Source organism: Paraburkholderia lebeckiae, assembly GCF_014201005.1.
GTDB lineage: Bacteria > Pseudomonadota > Gammaproteobacteria > Burkholderiales > Burkholderiaceae > Paraburkholderia > Paraburkholderia tuberum.
Genome location: NZ_JACHDK010000007.1, coordinates 318,361 through 334,817 on the forward strand (window position 1 = coordinate 318,361; position 16,457 = coordinate 334,817).

The 16,457-nt window shown below is 60.9% G+C and carries 13 protein-coding genes; 2 read left to right on the forward strand and 11 right to left on the reverse strand.

The annotated features are described in order from the left end of the window. Positions 1 to 11 precede the first annotated feature (11 nt). The 3 genes from HDG39_RS16360 to HDG39_RS16370 all read right to left on the reverse strand — a co-directional run bounded on the left by HDG39_RS16360 (position 12) and on the right by HDG39_RS16370 (position 4,121). Entirely contained in the window at positions 12 to 1,259 is a 1,248-nt protein-coding gene (locus tag HDG39_RS16360; RefSeq protein WP_018424429.1) for an aromatic ring-hydroxylating oxygenase subunit alpha, read from the reverse strand. 42 nt (positions 1,260 to 1,301) lie between these two features. Beyond that, a complete protein-coding gene (locus tag HDG39_RS16365) occupies positions 1,302 to 2,858 on the reverse strand; it encodes an ABC transporter substrate-binding protein (RefSeq protein WP_184006944.1) in 1,557 nt (518 codons plus the stop codon). 147 nt (positions 2,859 to 3,005) lie between these two features. After that, positions 3,006 to 4,121, reverse strand: coding sequence for a porin (locus HDG39_RS16370; protein ID WP_184006945.1), 1,116 nt, complete (start codon positions 4,119 to 4,121; stop codon positions 3,006 to 3,008). Positions 4,122 to 4,425: 304 nt separating this feature from the next. On the opposite strand from HDG39_RS16370, the gene HDG39_RS16375 reads away from it, so the two are divergent. Further along, positions 4,426 to 5,151, forward strand: coding sequence for an SDR family oxidoreductase (locus HDG39_RS16375; protein ID WP_184006946.1), 726 nt, complete (start codon positions 4,426 to 4,428; stop codon positions 5,149 to 5,151). Between the two features lie 257 nt (positions 5,152 to 5,408). Further along, complete coding sequence (locus HDG39_RS16380) at positions 5,409 to 6,482, forward strand: TauD/TfdA family dioxygenase (protein WP_184006947.1); 1,074 nt, start codon at positions 5,409 to 5,411, stop codon at positions 6,480 to 6,482. A 394-nt stretch (positions 6,483 to 6,876) separates the two neighbouring features. On the opposite strand, the gene HDG39_RS16385 is transcribed toward HDG39_RS16380, so the two are convergent. The 8 genes from HDG39_RS16385 to HDG39_RS16420 are packed head-to-tail and all read right to left on the reverse strand — an operon-like array spanning position 6,877 to position 16,409. Then, positions 6,877 to 8,049, reverse strand: a complete 1,173-nt coding sequence (locus tag HDG39_RS16385; protein ID WP_184006948.1) for a dihydrodipicolinate synthase family protein — start codon at positions 8,047 to 8,049, stop codon at positions 6,877 to 6,879. Between the two features lie 9 nt (positions 8,050 to 8,058). Next, positions 8,059 to 9,741 carry a GMC family oxidoreductase gene (locus HDG39_RS16390; protein WP_184006949.1) on the reverse strand — a complete coding sequence of 561 codons (1,683 nt, stop codon included), beginning with the start codon at positions 9,739 to 9,741 and terminating at the stop codon, positions 8,059 to 8,061. Positions 9,742 to 9,752: 11 nt separating this feature from the next. Next, positions 9,753 to 10,532: a 3-ketoacyl-ACP reductase gene (locus HDG39_RS16395; RefSeq protein ID WP_184006950.1), complete on the reverse strand. Its 780-nt coding sequence runs from the start codon at positions 10,530 to 10,532 to the stop codon at positions 9,753 to 9,755. After that, the gene (locus tag HDG39_RS16400; protein ID WP_184006951.1) at positions 10,525 to 12,078 is read right to left on the reverse strand and encodes an FAD-dependent oxidoreductase; all 1,554 of its coding nucleotides are present in this window, start codon (positions 12,076 to 12,078) and stop codon (positions 10,525 to 10,527) included. The genes HDG39_RS16395 and HDG39_RS16400 overlap by 8 nt, the downstream gene beginning before the upstream one ends. Further along, complete coding sequence (locus HDG39_RS16405) at positions 12,078 to 13,184, reverse strand: ABC transporter ATP-binding protein (RefSeq protein ID WP_018424419.1); 1,107 nt, start codon at positions 13,182 to 13,184, stop codon at positions 12,078 to 12,080. The genes HDG39_RS16400 and HDG39_RS16405 overlap by 1 nt, the downstream gene beginning before the upstream one ends. 4 nt (positions 13,185 to 13,188) lie before the next feature. Continuing rightward, positions 13,189 to 14,046, reverse strand: a complete 858-nt coding sequence (locus HDG39_RS16410) for a carbohydrate ABC transporter permease (RefSeq protein ID WP_409259172.1) — start codon at positions 14,044 to 14,046, stop codon at positions 13,189 to 13,191. A 54-nt stretch (positions 14,047 to 14,100) separates the two neighbouring features. Beyond that, on the reverse strand, positions 14,101 to 15,114 hold the full coding sequence (locus tag HDG39_RS16415; RefSeq protein WP_260327954.1) for an ABC transporter permease subunit: 1,014 nt from the start codon (positions 15,112 to 15,114) through the stop codon (positions 14,101 to 14,103). A gap of 38 nt (positions 15,115 to 15,152) precedes the next feature. Further along, positions 15,153 to 16,409: an ABC transporter substrate-binding protein gene (locus tag HDG39_RS16420; RefSeq protein ID WP_184006953.1), complete on the reverse strand. Its 1,257-nt coding sequence runs from the start codon at positions 16,407 to 16,409 to the stop codon at positions 15,153 to 15,155. Positions 16,410 to 16,457 lie beyond the last annotated feature (48 nt).

The window sequence follows — 16,457 nt, forward strand, 5'->3', positions numbered from 1 at the left end:
GCGTCTCGTCGTCAGTCCGCGACGACCACGTCGATCGCGGCGAGCCGGCCCTGCGCGCTGGCGGCAGTCTCGCTCATGCGCTGGAACGTGGCCCGATAACGCGGCACGAGCCACGCGTTGAGTTCCTGCTGCGCTCGCTCCTGCCATGAGTAGCGCCCGCGCACGGCATAGCGCGACTGCAGGCCCACCTGCACCATCTCGTCGACATGCAGATCTTGCGCAATGATGTCCGACACTGCGCTCGTGCTCATCTCGACACGCTTGGCAAAGAGCGGATCCTTCATCGTGCCGGGCGCGTACAGCACGCCCTGATCGAGATAGTGCGTGCCCGCGGAATCGGCGCGCAGGATCATGTAGATCACACTATCGACGGTCACGACGAGCGAAAGCGTCGGCGGGAGATTAGCGAACAGCATGCGCTTGCGCTCTTCGTCCGTGAGCTTGGGAAAGCGCGGAAACAACGCCTTTTGCGTCGGGTTGAACGCCGCGTCGACGTGCAGTGTGCCGTTGAAGCGGTAGTAACCCGCCGTGTCCTGCGGCAGTTCTGGCGGGAAAGTCGCGAGCGCGCTCGGCACGAAGTCGTGCAACGGCCCGTGATGCAGACGGTTCGCGTGATAGCCGTCGTTGTTGTTTTCGAACATCACCTTCCAGTTCCACTTAAAGTGAAACGGCCGCTCGGGGCGCGGGCCTTCGGCGCTTTTCAGATCGAAGTTGCCGAGCACGGCGTCGAGCGCGGTGAGGCGCGGCGCGAGCGGCGGCGCGGCGTGATCGAAGTTGATGAAGATGAAGCCTTGCCAGCACTCCACCTGCATCGTCGGCAGGCAGAAGTCCTTTTTGTCGAAGCCTTCGGTCTCGTCCATCGCGGGCGCGGCGATCAGTTCGCCGTCGAGCGAGTAGGCCCAGTGGTGATACGGGCACAGCAGCGCGCGCGCATTACCGAAACCTTCGGCGACGACCATCGCGCGATGCTGGCACACCGACGACATCGCCTTGATCTCCCGCTTCGCATTACGCGTGATGACGAGCGGCTCGCCGACGATCGAGGTCGTGAAGTAGTCGCCCGGATTGCTGATCCAGTCTTCGCGTCCGACGCACAGCCATTCGTGATTGAAGAGCGCTTCCTTCTCGAACTCGAAGAAGTCGGGGTCCGTATAGCACGAAGGCGGCAGCGTTTCCGCCTGGCTGACATGCATGGCGGAGCGCTCCAGCGCGGCAAAGAAAGCGGCGTCGAACTTCGGATTGAAGGGTTTGTTGACCATTGCCAATTCTCTTGATCTCTCTGACGGATCCACGGCGCGCGCTCACGCGCTCCAGTAAGCGGGCAGCATCCAGCCGCTCAGGAACGGCGTGTACCGCACGCCCTTGCGATACGACGCCGTGGCGATACCCTGCATCAGCGGCAGCGCGTAACCTTCGCCGACCGCCCAACGGTGGAATTCCTTGTAGCCCGCGATGCGCTTCGCTTCATCCAGTTCGACGAGCAGCGGGTCGAGATGCGGCGACACGTCGGCGCTGCGCCACACCGAGAAGCCCGTCTTCGGATTCAGATACGAGCCCGCCGACAGTTCCGGGTCGCCGCTGCCGTTCTGCCACATCCACAAGGTCGGGCCGGGCAGCGTGCCCGCGACGGCCTGGGAGAAGAACTGCGCGGTTTCGATCGGACTCAACTCCGCTTCGATGCCCACCTTCTTCCACATCTGCTGGATCGCGCGGGCCATGTCGTAATCGCTCGGATACACGCCGTTGGTCGCGAGAAATTTCACGCGCACGGGCTTGTCCGTCGAATAGCCGCTCTTCGCCAGCAGCGCTTTCGCCAGCGCGGGGTCGAAGGCGAACTTGTAGTCCTGATCGAACGCAGGCGTGCCGGGCGCGGCGGGGGTCGACATCGGCGCGGGCACGTTGTTGAAGAACGCGTGCACCAACGCCTCTTTGTCGATCGCGTGATGCATCGCGAGGCGGACATTGCGGTCCTGCGTCGGGCCGCCGTTGATCATATGGATCAGATACGAATCGATGGTAGGCGTAATCTTGCTATCGTCCGTGCCACCTTGCGACAGACGCACCGCCTCACGCAACGGCAGCATCCCGGAGACATCCGCTTGCGCCGCCTGCACGGCCGCAACGCGCGCGGTTGGGTCCTTCACCACCTGGAACACGACATCGCGGATCTTCGGCGCGCCGCGCCAGTGCTTGTCGAATGCGGCGAGCGTCACGCGCGAATCGCGCTCATACGCGACGAGCCGGTACGGCCCCGAGCCCACCGGCTTCGCGATGAAGCCGGTCGCGCCGACCTGCTCGAAGTACTTGCGCGGCAGGATGTAGCTGCCCATGTAGCCGAGGAACGCCGGCGCGGTGACCATCGGCACCTTGAAGTGCATCACCGCGCGCGTGGGCGTCGGCGTTTCGATGGCTTCGAGCGCCCACCAGATGCCGCCGAGTTGCAGCGACTTGTCGGCCTGCAGGCGATCGAACAGCGTGAACTTGAAGTCGTCGGAGGTCAGTTTGTCGCCGTTGTGGAACAGCACGTCGCGGCGAAAGTCGAGCTCCAGCACCTTGCCCGCCGTGTCCTTCCAGCGCCACGCGGTGACGACCCCCGGGCCGAGCTTGCCCTTCGCGTCGATGTCAAGCGCCGCGTCGTAGACACTGCGGTAGATCGAGATGGGATTCGGCGCGACGCGCACGAGCGGGTCCCATGACGGCACGTCGGTCGGAAAGGCGATGGTGAGTGGCGCGTTCGCGGCGAGAGCGGCGCTGCTCGCCGTCAGTGCGCCGAGGCCGCCGAGGGTGCCGGCGGCCTGCGTGGCGAGTCCCGCCAACGTACCGCCCAGCATCTGGATGAAGTTTCTGCGTGTAGTCATGGAGAAATCCGTTCCTTGCGCGAAGCGCCTCGTTGCCGCTAAGGCCGTGAAACTGTCACGGCATGGCATCAGGTTAAGAGGACAAAACCACGCTGTCTTGTCGGCGCGCGCACGCATTCCTGCCTTTCGCGCGCGGGCCGGACGGCGTCAGAACTGATGAATCAGGGCGATGCGGGAAGTCAATTGCGTGTTTGAATTCGGCGGCAGCGAATAGAAGCCCGCCCCCTGGTTCGCGTCGACGCCCGGCTGCGCGTGCAGGTACGACACGTTCACGTAGAAGTTCGTGCGCTTGCTCAGGTAATACTGCGCGCCCAGCGTGGGTTGATGCCAGTGCGTGTGATCCCAGGTCGTGTATTGATAGCCGCCGATCAGCGCGATATCGGGCCGCACGAAATACATCGCGCCGGCTTCGTAGACGTTCATCGTCGCGCTGCCGGTGGTGCTTTGCAGATGGGTCGACGTGAAGTTGGCCGACAGCGTGAGCCTGTTGAGCGTGTAGCTCGCGCCGACGCCGAACTCCGACTGCCTGTCGACGATAAACGGCGACGAGTAGAAGAGATCGGTCACGCTGCCGTCGGAGTTGCGCGTCGCGACCGTCTGGCCGAGGAAATTGAACACGCCGAACTGCGCATACGGATAGATGTCGACGTCGTAAAGGCGCTCGTAGATCGCCGCCGCACTGAGGCCGCCGTCCTTGTAGCCCGCGCCTACGCTCCACGCGCTGTTCTGCTTGAAGTTGCCCGCCACGTTGCCGAAGCTCCACATGCCGCCGAAGCTAAAGCCGCGGTAGGTCGGGCTTTGGTACTTCACCGAGTTCGGCAATTGCACCCCGGAAATACGGTCGATGTCGCCCATGTGCCCCGCGTAGACGCTCGCATAGCCGTTCAGGTTGAACGGGGTGATGTAGTCGGCGATGAAGTCATACTGGTTGCCCATCGTCACCGTGCCGTAAGGGCTCGCAATGCCGACGAAGGCCTGCCGGCCGAACAGCGCGCCGTTGTTGCGCAACTGGCCGGTGCCGAGCGAGAAGCCGTTTTCCAGCGTGAAGATGGCCTTCAGACCGCCGCCGAGATCTTCGCTGCCCTTGAAGCCGAAGCGGTTGCCGAAGTTGGCGCCGTCCTGGAACTTATAAAGACGGCCGCCGCCTTGATTGCTGATGTAGGTGAAGCCGGCATCGATGAGACCGTATAGCGTGACCGAACTCTGCGCATGCGCGCCGCTCATCGCAACCAGCATGACAGTGCCCGTCAAATACTTTTTCATTAGCGTGATCCTGGATAGAGGGGAACGGAGTTGTTCAAAACGAACCGCTGCCGCGTGCCTTACAGGCAGCGAAATTCGATACGTTCAACGCTATCCAGGCAATTTCGGCAAATCTTGACCAAATGCGCGCGGCGAATTGACTAATACCCCGTCAAAAAACTTCGCGTCTCACCCGTCAAAAAGCCGGGTTTTCGGCAAGAGTTCACGCGCGCGCAGACAAGCATCGGCCGGCGCTTCGTCCTAAGCTCGCAAGGCCGCAGTTGGCGTTGCCATTACTCAAAGCTCACCGCTCAAAGGAAAGAACATGTCGAAGAGTCTCGTCATCATCACAGGCGCGAGTTCCGGGATCGGCGAGGCGACCGCCCATCTGCTCTCGCAGCTCGGCTATCCGCTGCTGCTGCTCGCGCGCCGGCTCGAGCGCCTCGAGTCGCTGGAATTGCCCAATACGCTGTGCCGCCAGGTCGACGTCACCGATCGCGCAGCGCTCGCCGCCGCCGTCGAGGCCGCCGAGGCGAAGTTCGGCCCCGCCGATGCCATCATCAACAACGCCGGCGTGATGCTGCTCGGCGATATGACCGGGCAGCCGCCTGAGGAATGGGACCGCATGCTCGACGTCAACGTCAAGGGCGTGCTGAACGGCGTGCACGCAGTGCTCACGGGCATGGTCAAGCGGCGGCGCGGAACCATCATCAACGTCAGTTCCACGTCGGGACGCAAGACCTATCCGCAACACGTCGCCTACGTGGGCACCAAGCACGCGGTACATGCGCTGTCGGAAAACCTGCGCGAGGAAGTGTCGCCACATAACGTGCGCGTGGTGCTGATCGCGCCGGGCGCGTGCAATACCGAGTTGCAGACGATCACCACCAACGACGCGATCAAGGCCGGCTTCAAGATGTGGAAGGAGTCGATCGGCGGCGTCATCCTGCAGCCGGAGGAAGTGGCCGAGGCGATCCGTTTCGCCTATGAAATGCCGCAAAACGTCTGCATCCGCGAGATCATGCTCGCGGCGACGAACCAGCCCGTCTGACGGCTGAGCGATGTCGTCCATATGCAAATCCGCTCGCTCACGTTGCTGCTTGCGGCTCTCTCGATGCTCGGCCCGTTTGCCACCGACAGCTATCTGCCCGCGCTCAAGCGCCTGAGCGCCTGAGCGCCGCATCGTCGTATAAAAACTGAAGCGGCAAGAGGCCGTACGCCTGCAGACAAGAATGCACGCATCAATTTGGCCATGATACGTTCGTGATCGACGATCACGTTTTTAGTCACCACTCCCCCAAGACCATCATGACGACTTCCGTAGCGCTGTCCCCTGTCTCCGGCGCCGCCGCCTGGCGCGGCGACAAGCTCCTCGACAAGCAGGACTGGATCTACTATCTGAAGGAGGACCAGATCGAAGAACTGGAGGCGCTCGGCCGGCGCTTCGTCGAAGACGACCCGGACCTGCGTTTCGTCAAGGCGTCCGACTATCCGCTAAACGCATGCGCCGCCGCCATCGACGAATGGTGCAGCGACATCGACGAAGGCCGCGGCTTCGTCCTCGTGCGCGGGCTGCGCACGCATCTCTATTCCGATGCGATGTCGGCGGCGATCTACTACATACTCGGTCTGCATATGGGCGACCCGATCCGCCAGAACGAACTCGGCGATCTGCTCGATCATGTCTACGCGACCTCCGACAAGATGCTCGATGATCCGGACGCGCTGTCCGCCAAGATCCGCGACCTGCTGCCGTTTCACTCGGACAGCTCGGATGTGGTCGCCTTGATGTGCCTGCGCCCCGCGCTCGAAGGCGGCGCCTCGTGCATCGTGTCCGGCGCGGAGATCTACAACGAAATCCTCAAGCGCCGGCCCGACCTCGCGCCTTTGCTGCTCGAGCCGTTTCATTGGGACTGGCGCCGCCAGGACCACAATTCGCCTGCCAATACGTATGTTTCGCCGATCGTGAGCTTCGTCGACGGCGTGTTCAGCATGTACGCGGGATCGCTGTATATCCTGACCGCGCAGGACTATCCAGAAGTGCCGCGGCTCACGCCTGAGCAGAAGGAGGTACTCGAACTGTTCGAGGCAATCACGTACGAGCCGGGTATGTCGCTCGCGATGGATTTCCGGCCCGGCGATATCCAGTGGCTCTCGAACTACGCGGCGCTGCATTCGCGCACGCGCTTCACGGATTTTCCGGAGCCGCAACGGCGTCGTCATCTGCTGCGTCTGTGGCTGCGCCGCGGCTCGCCGCGTTCGATGATCCCCGGCTTCGGCAAGAACGGCGTCGTGCAGCAACGTTACGAAGCGCGCGGTCAGGCCGCCGACGATACGCGTGGCAACTTCAGGATCGGCATTGCGGCGGTGCCGCGTTTGTGACGATGCGCTTGGGCGCAGCGTGTGAGTGCATGCGCTGCGCCTTCGAGAGATTGAGAGGTCGAAAGATCAAGAGACTAAGAAACGGTTTCAAAAAGGCTTCGTAGGGGCCCTTCTCCTTGCGGCGAATCCATTGGCCGTTGTCTGCACAGCTTCCTTCCAGCGCGCAATAGAAGAGCGCACTGCGCGGATGAACCGCACTCACGGCGACAGGAAGGCTGCGACGGGACGCGATATTCACAACGATCTCTCCAAGCTTGCGCGACTTCCGCGTTGAAAGCAGGCAACATCGATCGCATCGCCTGTTGATCGAATGTCTCATCTTTCAAACTCAAGGCTCTACTCGGCATCTCACCCTCTCACCGCGTAATCCGGTCCGCAGCCATTGCGATCCAGTTCATTGGACGATTCCTGCCCGCACCTGCAAGAAGGCTTTCATTCGCTGCGTGGCGAGTTCGGGCCTGATCAACACGCCACAGGCGTCCGCTTTCCGGAACACTTCGGCGAAATGCAGCACCGACCGCGCCGACTCCATGCCGCCGGCCATCGAGAAATGGTCCTGATGTCCGTTCAGCCACGCGAGGAAGACAACCCCCGCCTTGTAGTACTGTGTCGGCGAACTGAAGAGCTCACGCGACAGCGCCACCGTGGGTCGCATCGTGTCGTGGTAGGCCGCGATATCGTTTCTGGCCAACTGGCCCAGCGCTTTCGCCGCGACTGGTGCAATCGGATCAAATATGCCCAGTAACGCGTGCGATATGCCCGTGCTGTCACCTGCGATCAGATCGCCGTAGTTGAAATCGTCACCGGTATACATCCGCACGCCGTCCGGCAACTGGGCGCGAAGCTCGCACTCGTATTCGGCGTTCAGCAACGAAATCTTGATGCCTTCGATCTTGCCCGAATGCTGGCGGATGATGTCGAGTACAGTTGCCATTGCGGCGCGAACGTCACTACCGCCCCAGTATCCTGCGAGCGAAGCGTCGAATGCTTCGCCCAGCCAGTGAAGCACGACCTTGTTGCGACTCTCGGCAAGTACAGCTTCATACACCTTCTTGTAGTCATCAGGCGATCGGGCCGCGGCGCACAATGCACGACTTGCCATCATGATGGCCCGGCCACCGGACGCTTCCACGACTTCGAATTGCTCCTTGTACGCCTGGATCACATCCGACAGGCTATGCCGCCGCCGGTCGTCCAGATGATCGGTGCCAGCACCGCAGGCTAGATCCGCTTCCGGGATAGTTCTCGCGTGCGCGATGCTTCGGCGAATGAGTTCGGATGCCGTCTTCCAGCCCAGACCCATGCCTCTTTGCGCGGTGTCCATGGCTTCGGCAACCTTGAAACCGAGGCCGTACAGATAGGTTCGAAACGCGAGCGTCCTGTCCCAATCGATCGCCGGCGCGTCCGACCACGGCTCATAGCCGAGCGCGGGATCAACCACGACATGCGCTGCAGCGTATGCCACGCGATTGAACTCACATTTCGACTCCAGCGTGATGTTCTCCTCCAAGGTCTTCAACGTATACGGATTCAATTCGCCATTACGGGTTGGCAGAAGGATTTTCATGGCTATCTCTCAGAAGGCGGTCGATGTCGGGATCTCGTTCGCACCTCGTTTGGCACGCACAGCGTTTGGCGCCGGGATGCGACCGAGGATATGATCGGCTGCCTTCTCCGCGACCATGATGGTCGGTGCATTGGTGTTACACGACGGAATGAGCGGCATCACGGAGGCATCGACCACGCGAAGTCCGTCAATGCCAATCACTCGCAGCTCAGGTGTGACTACGCTATGTTCGTCCTCTGGGCGCCCCATCCTGCACGTACCGACCGGATGGTGATCGGTCTTGGCATTGGCACACGCATAATCAAACAGCTCGTCGTCCGTGTTGACACGCGGACCGGGCAGGACTTCCGTCTGCACAAAACGCTTCAACGCGGGCTGATTCATTAACTCGCGCGCAAGGCGCAGGCCCTTGAGCGCTGTATGGCGGTCTTCCGGCTCCGACCAGTAGTTCGGGTCGATCAGCGGCGCTGTCGCAGGATCGGCACTTGCCAGACGTACGCTGCCGCGCGATTTGGGCCGAAGATATGCGGTATTCAAGGTGACGCCGCCATGGCGAAGTTTCGCCATGCCCGCTTCGATTCCTGAACCCAGGCCGAGATGGAACTGGATGTCGGGCGACCGGGCGTGTGTCGCGGCGATTCCGTCCGCATACCAGAAGCCGCCCGTCTCGAACAGGCTCGAAGCAACCGGGCCCTTCTTCAGAAGCAGGTACTGCAGGCCTGCCCACGCTGCATGCTGGAGTTTGTTGTACTTGTCGTACGTATGATCGCCAGTACATTCAGCGATGACAAACAGGTCGAGATGGTCCTGCAGATTGGAGCCGATGCCCGGCATGTCATGCACGACGGGTACACCCGTTGACCTCAAATGATCAGCCGGGCCGATGCCTGATTGCATCAGCAGCTTGGGGGATCCAATGGCCCCGGAAGACACGATCACTTCCCGCCTCGCGCGCACAACAACTGGCGTGCGGTCGGTTCCACTGACCAGTTCTACGCCGACTGCGCGCCCTCCTTCGACGATTACGCGCAGCGCCTGTGACTGTAACCTGACAGTGAGGTTCGGCCGCCCGAGGATCGGCTCAAGGAACCCGACGGATGCCGATGCGCGCCGCGCGTTGAACTGCGTCAGCTGATAGTAGCCGAGACCTTCCTGTTGAGCGCCGTTGAAGTCGGCGTTAAAAGGCATGCCCATCTCCTGACCCGCCTGGAAGAACGCTTCGCAGACCGGCAGAGGACTGATCGGATTTGACACGCCTAGCGGGCCACCATAGGCATGGTATTCATTCGCGAAGCGCTGATTGTTCTCCGATCGTTTGAAATAAGGCAGTACATCGCGGTAACTCCAGCCCGTTGCGCCACCCATGCTCTCCCACTCGTCGTAGTCCGCTGGCACGCCGCGCGTATAGATCTGCGCGTTGATCGACGAGCCGCCACCGATGACCTTCGCTTGGGTGAAGCGCAAGACACGGTCCTTCAGATGCTTTTGAGGCACGGTATGCCAGCCCCATGAACCGATGCCCTTGGTCATCTTCGCGAAACCAGCGGGCATGTGGAAAAGCGGGTTCCGGTCGCCGCCGCCAGCCTCAAGCAGCAGAACCGTCATGGAAGGATCGGCGCTCAGGCGATTCGCCAGTACGCAACCGGCTGACCCTCCGCCCGTAATGATGTAGTCGTAGCTGTCGGTCTTCATGCTGCTCACCTTCAAAAGGCAGAAATGGAGAGGCCACCATCAACCTGGAGCACGCTGCCTGTGGCAAACCGCAACGCACCGCCCGCAAGCTGGCCGACCGCCTTCGCGACATCGTCAGCCTCGCCCCAACGGTTCATGGGAACGAGCCCCTCCTTGAAACGCGCCTCATACTTCTGCGCAACCGCTTCGGTCATCGGCGTCCGGATAATCCCCGGCCGCACCTCAAAAACCGGGATGCCTGCATGAGCAAGCCGTAGTGCGAACAGTTTTGTCATCATCGGCAAAGCGGACTTCGAGAGGCAATACTCGGCCCTCTCAGGTGACGCCATCGTGGCTGATACCGACGAGACCGTGATAATCGCGCGCGGGCGATCTGGCTCTGCGCTCAACATATGGCGAGCAACCGCCTGAGTCATGAAGAAGGTTCCGCGCAGATTCACTCCAAGCACGGTGTCGAACGCCTCAGAAGTCACATCCAGCAGATCACCACGCGCGGGCGAGCCGATTCCCGCGTTGTTCACCAGGCAATCCAGATCGCCGCACCATGCCAGCACGCGTTCGAGCACTCGCGTGTGTGACGCTACGTCCTGCAAATTCGCCTGGACAAAGAGGGACCGCCGTCCCTGGTCCTCAATCGCCCTTAGCGTCAGAGCGGTCTCTTCGTCATCGACGACGTCGGTAATGGCCACGTCATAGCCGCGCGACGCGAGCTCCACAGCGATCGCGCGCCCGATTCCGCGGCGGCCGCCCGTGACGAGCGCTGCGAGAGGTTGCATTGCGTCATCAGGCATGTCGGCCTCCGTCAAAAGCGTGGTCTCCGCTAGCCGTGCGGCTGCGCGTCAGCTCCGAACGAAGGTGTTCGCCGACCCGTAGAGCCTGGGCTGCTACCGTCAGTGCCGGATTGACCGCAGCAGACGAGGGGAAAAAGCTCGCATCAACGACGTACAGGTTCTGGTGGTCATACGCCTTGCAGAACGGATCGAGCGGCGCGGACCCAGCGTCATTGCCGAACCGGACAGTCCCACATTGATGGGACGGCGTGTCCTCGCCAAAGCGTCTGCTGACTACCAGCGGATAGCCCGCATCCTTGAGCAGACCCTTCGTTTTCTGCACGAAGCGTTGGTGCGGTTTAAGGTTGGTGCGATTCCACGTCAGCTGGATGTCACCGGACGACGTTAGCTCTACGCGACTATCGGCGCTCGGCAAGTCTTCCGACATCGCGTAAAGGTCGACACTGTGACGGCTTATGTATTCCAGAAGCTTCCTCGGCACATACGGAAGCGCGCCACGAAGCATCGGTTCACGGATTTTCCCCAGCATTTGCAGATTGCCCAGTGGCCACCGGTCATGCACGCCGCCAAAGTAGAAGTCGTTGACCGAAAGCGTCTTCGGAAAACGGGTGTCGTTGACCGTCTTCGGGTCGATTGCCAGAATCGCGGTGCAGTTATGGTTCATGTAGTACCGCCCGACCGCTCCAGACGTGTTCGCAAGCCCGTTCGGAAATTTGTCGTTAGCCGAGGCGAGTAACAGAACGGCGCTATTGATCGCCCCTGCCGACAGCACAAACGTGTCGCCAGTGACCGTAAGCGGACCGTCCCGCGTCTGAACTTCGAGGCTCGAAATTCTTCGCCCTGTCGGGTCGGTCACAAGTCGTGTCGCGCGCGCGCCCGTCAGCAGGGACACGCCTCCTCGTTTCAGCGCGGGGCGCAACAGGCACATCTCGGCGTCTCCTTTCGCGTCAATGCGGCAAGGAAAAGCGTCACATGTGCCGCAGCGCACGCACGCGCCGCCGTCGCCGAAATCGACCGAAGCCGGCATAAAGAACGGATGCAGGCCCTGCTGCCTAAGCTTCTCCCGGAGCCTGCCAATCACAGGTTCGTCAGGTATCGGTCCATGACGATAATTGACGGATCTCGGCGGCTCGGTCGGATCCTGACCAGCGGACCCTCTCACACCGAACAGTTCCTCGGCCTGGTCGTAGTATTTTTCGAGGTCCTGGTACTTGATGGGCCACGCGGGCGACACGCCTTCCTCATGCGCGAGTTCTTCGAAGTCGGCTTCACGCAGCCGGAACATGGCGGTGCCGAAGAACTTCGTATGCCCGCCGACAAAGTAGTACTGGCCAGGGCGATAGCGCTCGCCAGCGCCGTTGAGCCAAGTATCGCGCGTGCGATACCGGAGCTGGCCGAATACGGCTTCCGCGTCCCAGTTCTGCAGTTCGCGGGGAAGATTGTCGCCCCGCTCGATCACTACGACACTGGCACCCGTACCGGCGAGTTGCAGGGCAATCGCGCTGCCGCCGACGCCCGAACCAACGATGACGACATCGGCATGCATCACGCTATCCTTTCTTCCGTTTGCGCATCGAAGAGGACCAGCTTCGACAGATCGACCCGCAGGTTGCAGTGCTCGCCCGGGCTATGCGGAATGTCGGCGCCCAGTCGGGCCGCGACTTCGACCCCGCCCATTTCGAGCGCCGCCAGCGTGTCCGGTCCCGTGGGCTCCATGACCAGCACCTTCACCGCTACCTCGCGCACCGCATCCGGGACCCGCGAGGATTCCACACCGATCGCTTCTGGCCGAAGGCCGGCAATCACCTTCTTGCCCGCGTATCGCGCGACTGCGGCGGACTGGTCCGGCAGATCAAGGCTAACCGCTGCACTGCCTTCGCCCATCGTCAGAACGAGTGTGTCGTTCCGGGCTGAGAGCACTGCCGGAATGAGGTTCATCGACGGGGAGCCCATGAACGTCGCGACAAAGGTATTGGCCGGCGTACTGTAGATCTCGGCTGGCGTGCCGAACTGCTGGATCACGCCCCCCTTCATCACCGCAATCCGGGTCGCGAGTGTCATTGCTTCGATCTGATCGTGAGTCACGTACACGATGGTCGCGCCGAGCCGTTGATGCAGCTTCTTGATTTCGGTGCGCATGTCAACGCGCAGTTTTGCGTCAAGATTGGACAGCGGCTCGTCGAACAGGAAGATTTTCGGGTCCCGCACCAGCGCCCGTCCCATGGCGACACGCTGCCGTTGACCGCCCGAGAGTTGGCCCGGGCGGCGCTTGATCAGGTGCTCGATCTGAAGCAGTCTTGCAGCGTCCGCGACGGCCTTATCCCTCTCCACTTTCGACACTTTGCGCATCTCGAGACCGAAGCTGATGTTCTGGCCGACCGTCATGTTCGGATACAGCGCGTAGCTCTGAAAGACCATCGCGATATCCCGCTCGCTGGGATGCAGGTCGTTCACACGGTCGTTGTCGATCCGGATCTCCCCGCCGGAGATAGTGTCGAGTCCCGCGATCAGCGACAGCAGGGTCGATTTTCCGCAACCGGACGGCCCGACAAGTACAAGGAAATCGCCATCGGTCACATCGATGTTGATGTTCTTCAGGATTTCCGTCGGGCCGTAGGCCTTGCGGACATTTGAAATATGCAGAGAAGCCATTTCCTTACCCCTTTACCGAACCGGCCATCATGCCGCGCACGAAATAGCGGCCGCCGATCACATAGACCAGAAGAGTGGGCAGCGCGGTAATCACGGCGGCTGCCATCTGAACGTTGTACTCACGCACGCCCGTCGACGTATTCACGATGTTGTTCAGTGCGACCGTAATCGGCGCCGTGCCGCCCGTCGTAAATGAAGCACCGAAGAGGAAGTCGTTCCAGATATTGGTGAACTGCCAGATCACCGTTACAGTGATGATGGCGCCGGAACACGGCAACAGGATGCGCAGGAAGATCCTGAAAAAGCGCGCTCCATCGATCATTGCGGCCTTCACCAGTTCATCGGGAAACGCGACATAGAAGTTACGGAAGTACAAAGTCGTAAAGCACAGACCGTAGACGATGTGCACGAAGACGAGACCCGTAATGGACTGTGCCAGTCCGATCTTCCCGAGGAAGGTAGCCATCGGAATGAGCACGATCTGGAACGGGATGAAGCATCCGAACAGCACGAGTCCAAACAGGATGTTGTCGCCCTTGAATCTCCATTTGGTCAGCACGTACCCGTTGAGCGCGCCAAGGAAGGTAGAAATCGCAACGGCGGAAATGACCATCCGTGTCGAGTTCCAGAAAAACCCCTTCACGCCAGAACAATCGAGGCCAACGCAGGCTTCCCCCCAGGCTTTAAGCCACGGCTCCAGTGTCCATGCACGAGGCAACGCGAGAATGTTCCCGCTGTACACCTCCGAAAGAGGTTTGAACGACGTCAGCATCATTACCGCGAGCGGGATCAGATAGACGACGGCAAAAACCGCCAGCAGTCCATAGATCACAATCCTCGATACGTAGTTATGCTTGCCCATCACCATTTGCGGCGAGTCCCAGCCTTTTTTCAACATGACGATCTCCTGACTGGACTAATGCGAGCCGCTGCCGCTGCGCGGACGAAGCTCTGAATAGAGATACGGAACCATGATCGCGGCGACCGTGCACAGCATCATGACCGCACTCGCCGCTCCCATTCCCAACTCGTTTCGCGTGAAGGTGAATGAGTACATGAACGTCGAGGGCAACTCCGTCGAATAGCCGGGACCTGCGCCTGTCAAGGCCACCACCAGTTCATAGCTCTTGACCGCGAGGTGAACGAGGATCACGAACGCGGAAACGAAAGCCGGACGCAGTTGCGGAATGATGATGCGTCGATAGATAGCCGGCATTCTTGCCCCATCGATCGACGCGGCCTTGACCATGTCCTGATCGATACCCCGCAGGCCTGCGAGGAACATCGCCATGACGAAGCCGGACGCCTGCCACACCGCGGCGATGACCACGGTGTAAATGGCCATTCGATCATCGATGATCCAGTCGAACCTGAAACTGGTCCAACCCCAGTCGTGGAAAAGCTTCGTCAGCCCGAGACCGGGATTCAGTATCCATTTCCAGGCTGTGCCCGTTACGATGAAGGAGATCGCCATCGGATAAAGAAAGATCGCGCGCAGACCGCCTTCCGCCCTGATGCGCTGGTCGAGAAGAATGGCGAGGCCCAGCCCAATCCCCATGCACAGGACGACATACAGCGATGCATAGATTCCCAGATTGGTGACCGCAACGTGCCAGCGCGGATGTGTCCAGACGCGTCCGTACTGCATCAGGCCGCCCCAGTGCAGATTGGCAAACGCGCGTGAGCGCGTGAACGACAGGACCGTGGTCCAGACGATAAAACCGTAGACGAAGATCAGCGTCGTAATCAACGTGGGCGACAACACGAGCTTTGGCAATACCTGCTCGAACCGGTTTCTCAGGCTTGACCGGCGTTTGTCGTGAAGCTGGGATTCGTCCGTCGTACCTCGTGACGAGGTATGGACGGTCCGGTGTGTAGTGTGCATGGCAACCACCTCTACTTCGGGAGCATCGGGTCTTCGCAGGGGCATGCTGGCGCGCCCCCGTGAGTTTTAAGACGGTGAACGGCCTACTTGGCGTTGTTGACAGCGTCGACCAGCTGTTTCACCGCATCGGCAGATGACTCGTTGGTGTTGAAGAAATGCGTGACGACGTCATAGACCGCGTTCTTCGGCCCATCGGGCATTGCGTGTCCGTGCGCGAAGCTGCCCACCATCGTGCCGCTTTTCAACGCGGAGCGAAGATCAGCCATCGATTTCTGGCCGCACTCGTCGAACCCATCGGAAGGCACATCGAGACGCGCCGGAATCGCTCCCTTGATCTGATTGAATTTCGCCTGGACGCCCTTGTCCATCACGGTCGACGCGAACGCATTTTCACCAGGCACGCTGGCATCGCTCTTTTTGAACGTCGCAAACTGGTCGGTATTGAAGATGAAGTCGCCCTGGGTGCCGGGATACTGGAAGCACAGGTAGTCGACATTGGCCTTCTTGCCGGCGTTCACGAACTCACCCTTCGCCCAGTCGCCCATGATCTGCATCGCGGCCTTGTCGTTGATGACCATCGACGTTGCGAGGTTCCAGTCACGACCCGGGAAATTCGGATCGACCATACCGCGCAGCGCGCGCATCTGGTCGAATGCCTTTTCCATCGTCTTTGAGCCGAGCGCGGCAGGATCGAGATTGACAAGGGCTTGGGTATAAAATTTCGGGCCGCCGGCAGACATGACGGCGCTATCGAAAATCGTCGCTTCCTGCCACGGCTGCCCGCCGTGGGCGAGCGGCGTGTAGCCAGCCTTGCGAATCACGGCGGCATCGGCAACCAGCTGGTCGAACGTCTGCGGCGGAGTCAGGTGCAACTGATCGAAAATCTTCTTGTTCGCCCAGATCCAGTTGGTCCGGTGAACGTCGACCGGCACCGCTACCCAATGGCCATCGACCTTCGAGAAACGTTGAATCGGACCGGGCACGAGCTTGTCCCATCCTTCCTTTGCCGCGATCGAATCGAGGTTGGTCAGAAAATCCTGCGACGCGTATTCAGGAATGGTAAAGCCGAGCATCTGGATGGCGTCAGGCGGATTGCCGGATGCAACGCGAGCTTTCAGCACCGTGCGCGCTGCTTCGCCGCCGCCCCCTGCAATCGGTGCGTCCTTCCAGGCGTATCCGCGCTGCTTCAAACCGTCCTTTAATACCTCCAGCGCACGGGCTTCGCCGCCCGAGGTCCACCAGTGCATCACTTCGACGGATTTGGTGTCGGCCGCCGATACCGCGCTACTGCCACTGACGGCGATGGCTGCCACGAGTGCAAAAAGTGTCTTCCTCAACATGTCTCACTCCAGATGGGTTGCTCTCTCTGATGGAGAGGGTTTTCAGTC

Coding starts and splice junctions, on each gene's coding strand:
- HDG39_RS16365 (WP_184006944.1), bottom strand. CDS start 2,858: ATGACTACACGCAGAAACTTCATCCAGATGCTGGGCGGTACGTTGGCG.
- HDG39_RS16360 (WP_018424429.1), bottom strand. CDS start 1,259: ATGGTCAACAAACCCTTCAATCCGAAGTTCGACGCCGCTTTCTTTGCC.
- HDG39_RS16380 (WP_184006947.1), top strand. CDS start 5,409: ATGACGACTTCCGTAGCGCTGTCCCCTGTCTCCGGCGCCGCCGCCTGG.
- HDG39_RS16370 (WP_184006945.1), bottom strand. CDS start 4,121: ATGAAAAAGTATTTGACGGGCACTGTCATGCTGGTTGCGATGAGCGGC.
- HDG39_RS16385 (WP_184006948.1), bottom strand. CDS start 8,049: ATGAAAATCCTTCTGCCAACCCGTAATGGCGAATTGAATCCGTATACG.
- HDG39_RS16420 (WP_184006953.1), bottom strand. CDS start 16,409: ATGTTGAGGAAGACACTTTTTGCACTCGTGGCAGCCATCGCCGTCAGT.
- HDG39_RS16375 (WP_184006946.1), top strand. CDS start 4,426: ATGTCGAAGAGTCTCGTCATCATCACAGGCGCGAGTTCCGGGATCGGC.
- HDG39_RS16405 (WP_018424419.1), bottom strand. CDS start 13,184: ATGGCTTCTCTGCATATTTCAAATGTCCGCAAGGCCTACGGCCCGACG.
- HDG39_RS16410 (WP_409259172.1), bottom strand. CDS start 14,046: ATGGGCAAGCATAACTACGTATCGAGGATTGTGATCTATGGACTGCTG.
- HDG39_RS16400 (WP_184006951.1), bottom strand. CDS start 12,078: ATGCATGCCGATGTCGTCATCGTTGGTTCGGGCGTCGGCGGCAGCGCG.
- HDG39_RS16390 (WP_184006949.1), bottom strand. CDS start 9,741: ATGAAGACCGACAGCTACGACTACATCATTACGGGCGGAGGGTCAGCC.
- HDG39_RS16395 (WP_184006950.1), bottom strand. CDS start 10,532: ATGCCTGATGACGCAATGCAACCTCTCGCAGCGCTCGTCACGGGCGGC.
- HDG39_RS16415 (WP_260327954.1), bottom strand. CDS start 15,114: ATGCCCCTGCGAAGACCCGATGCTCCCGAAGTAGAGGTGGTTGCCATG.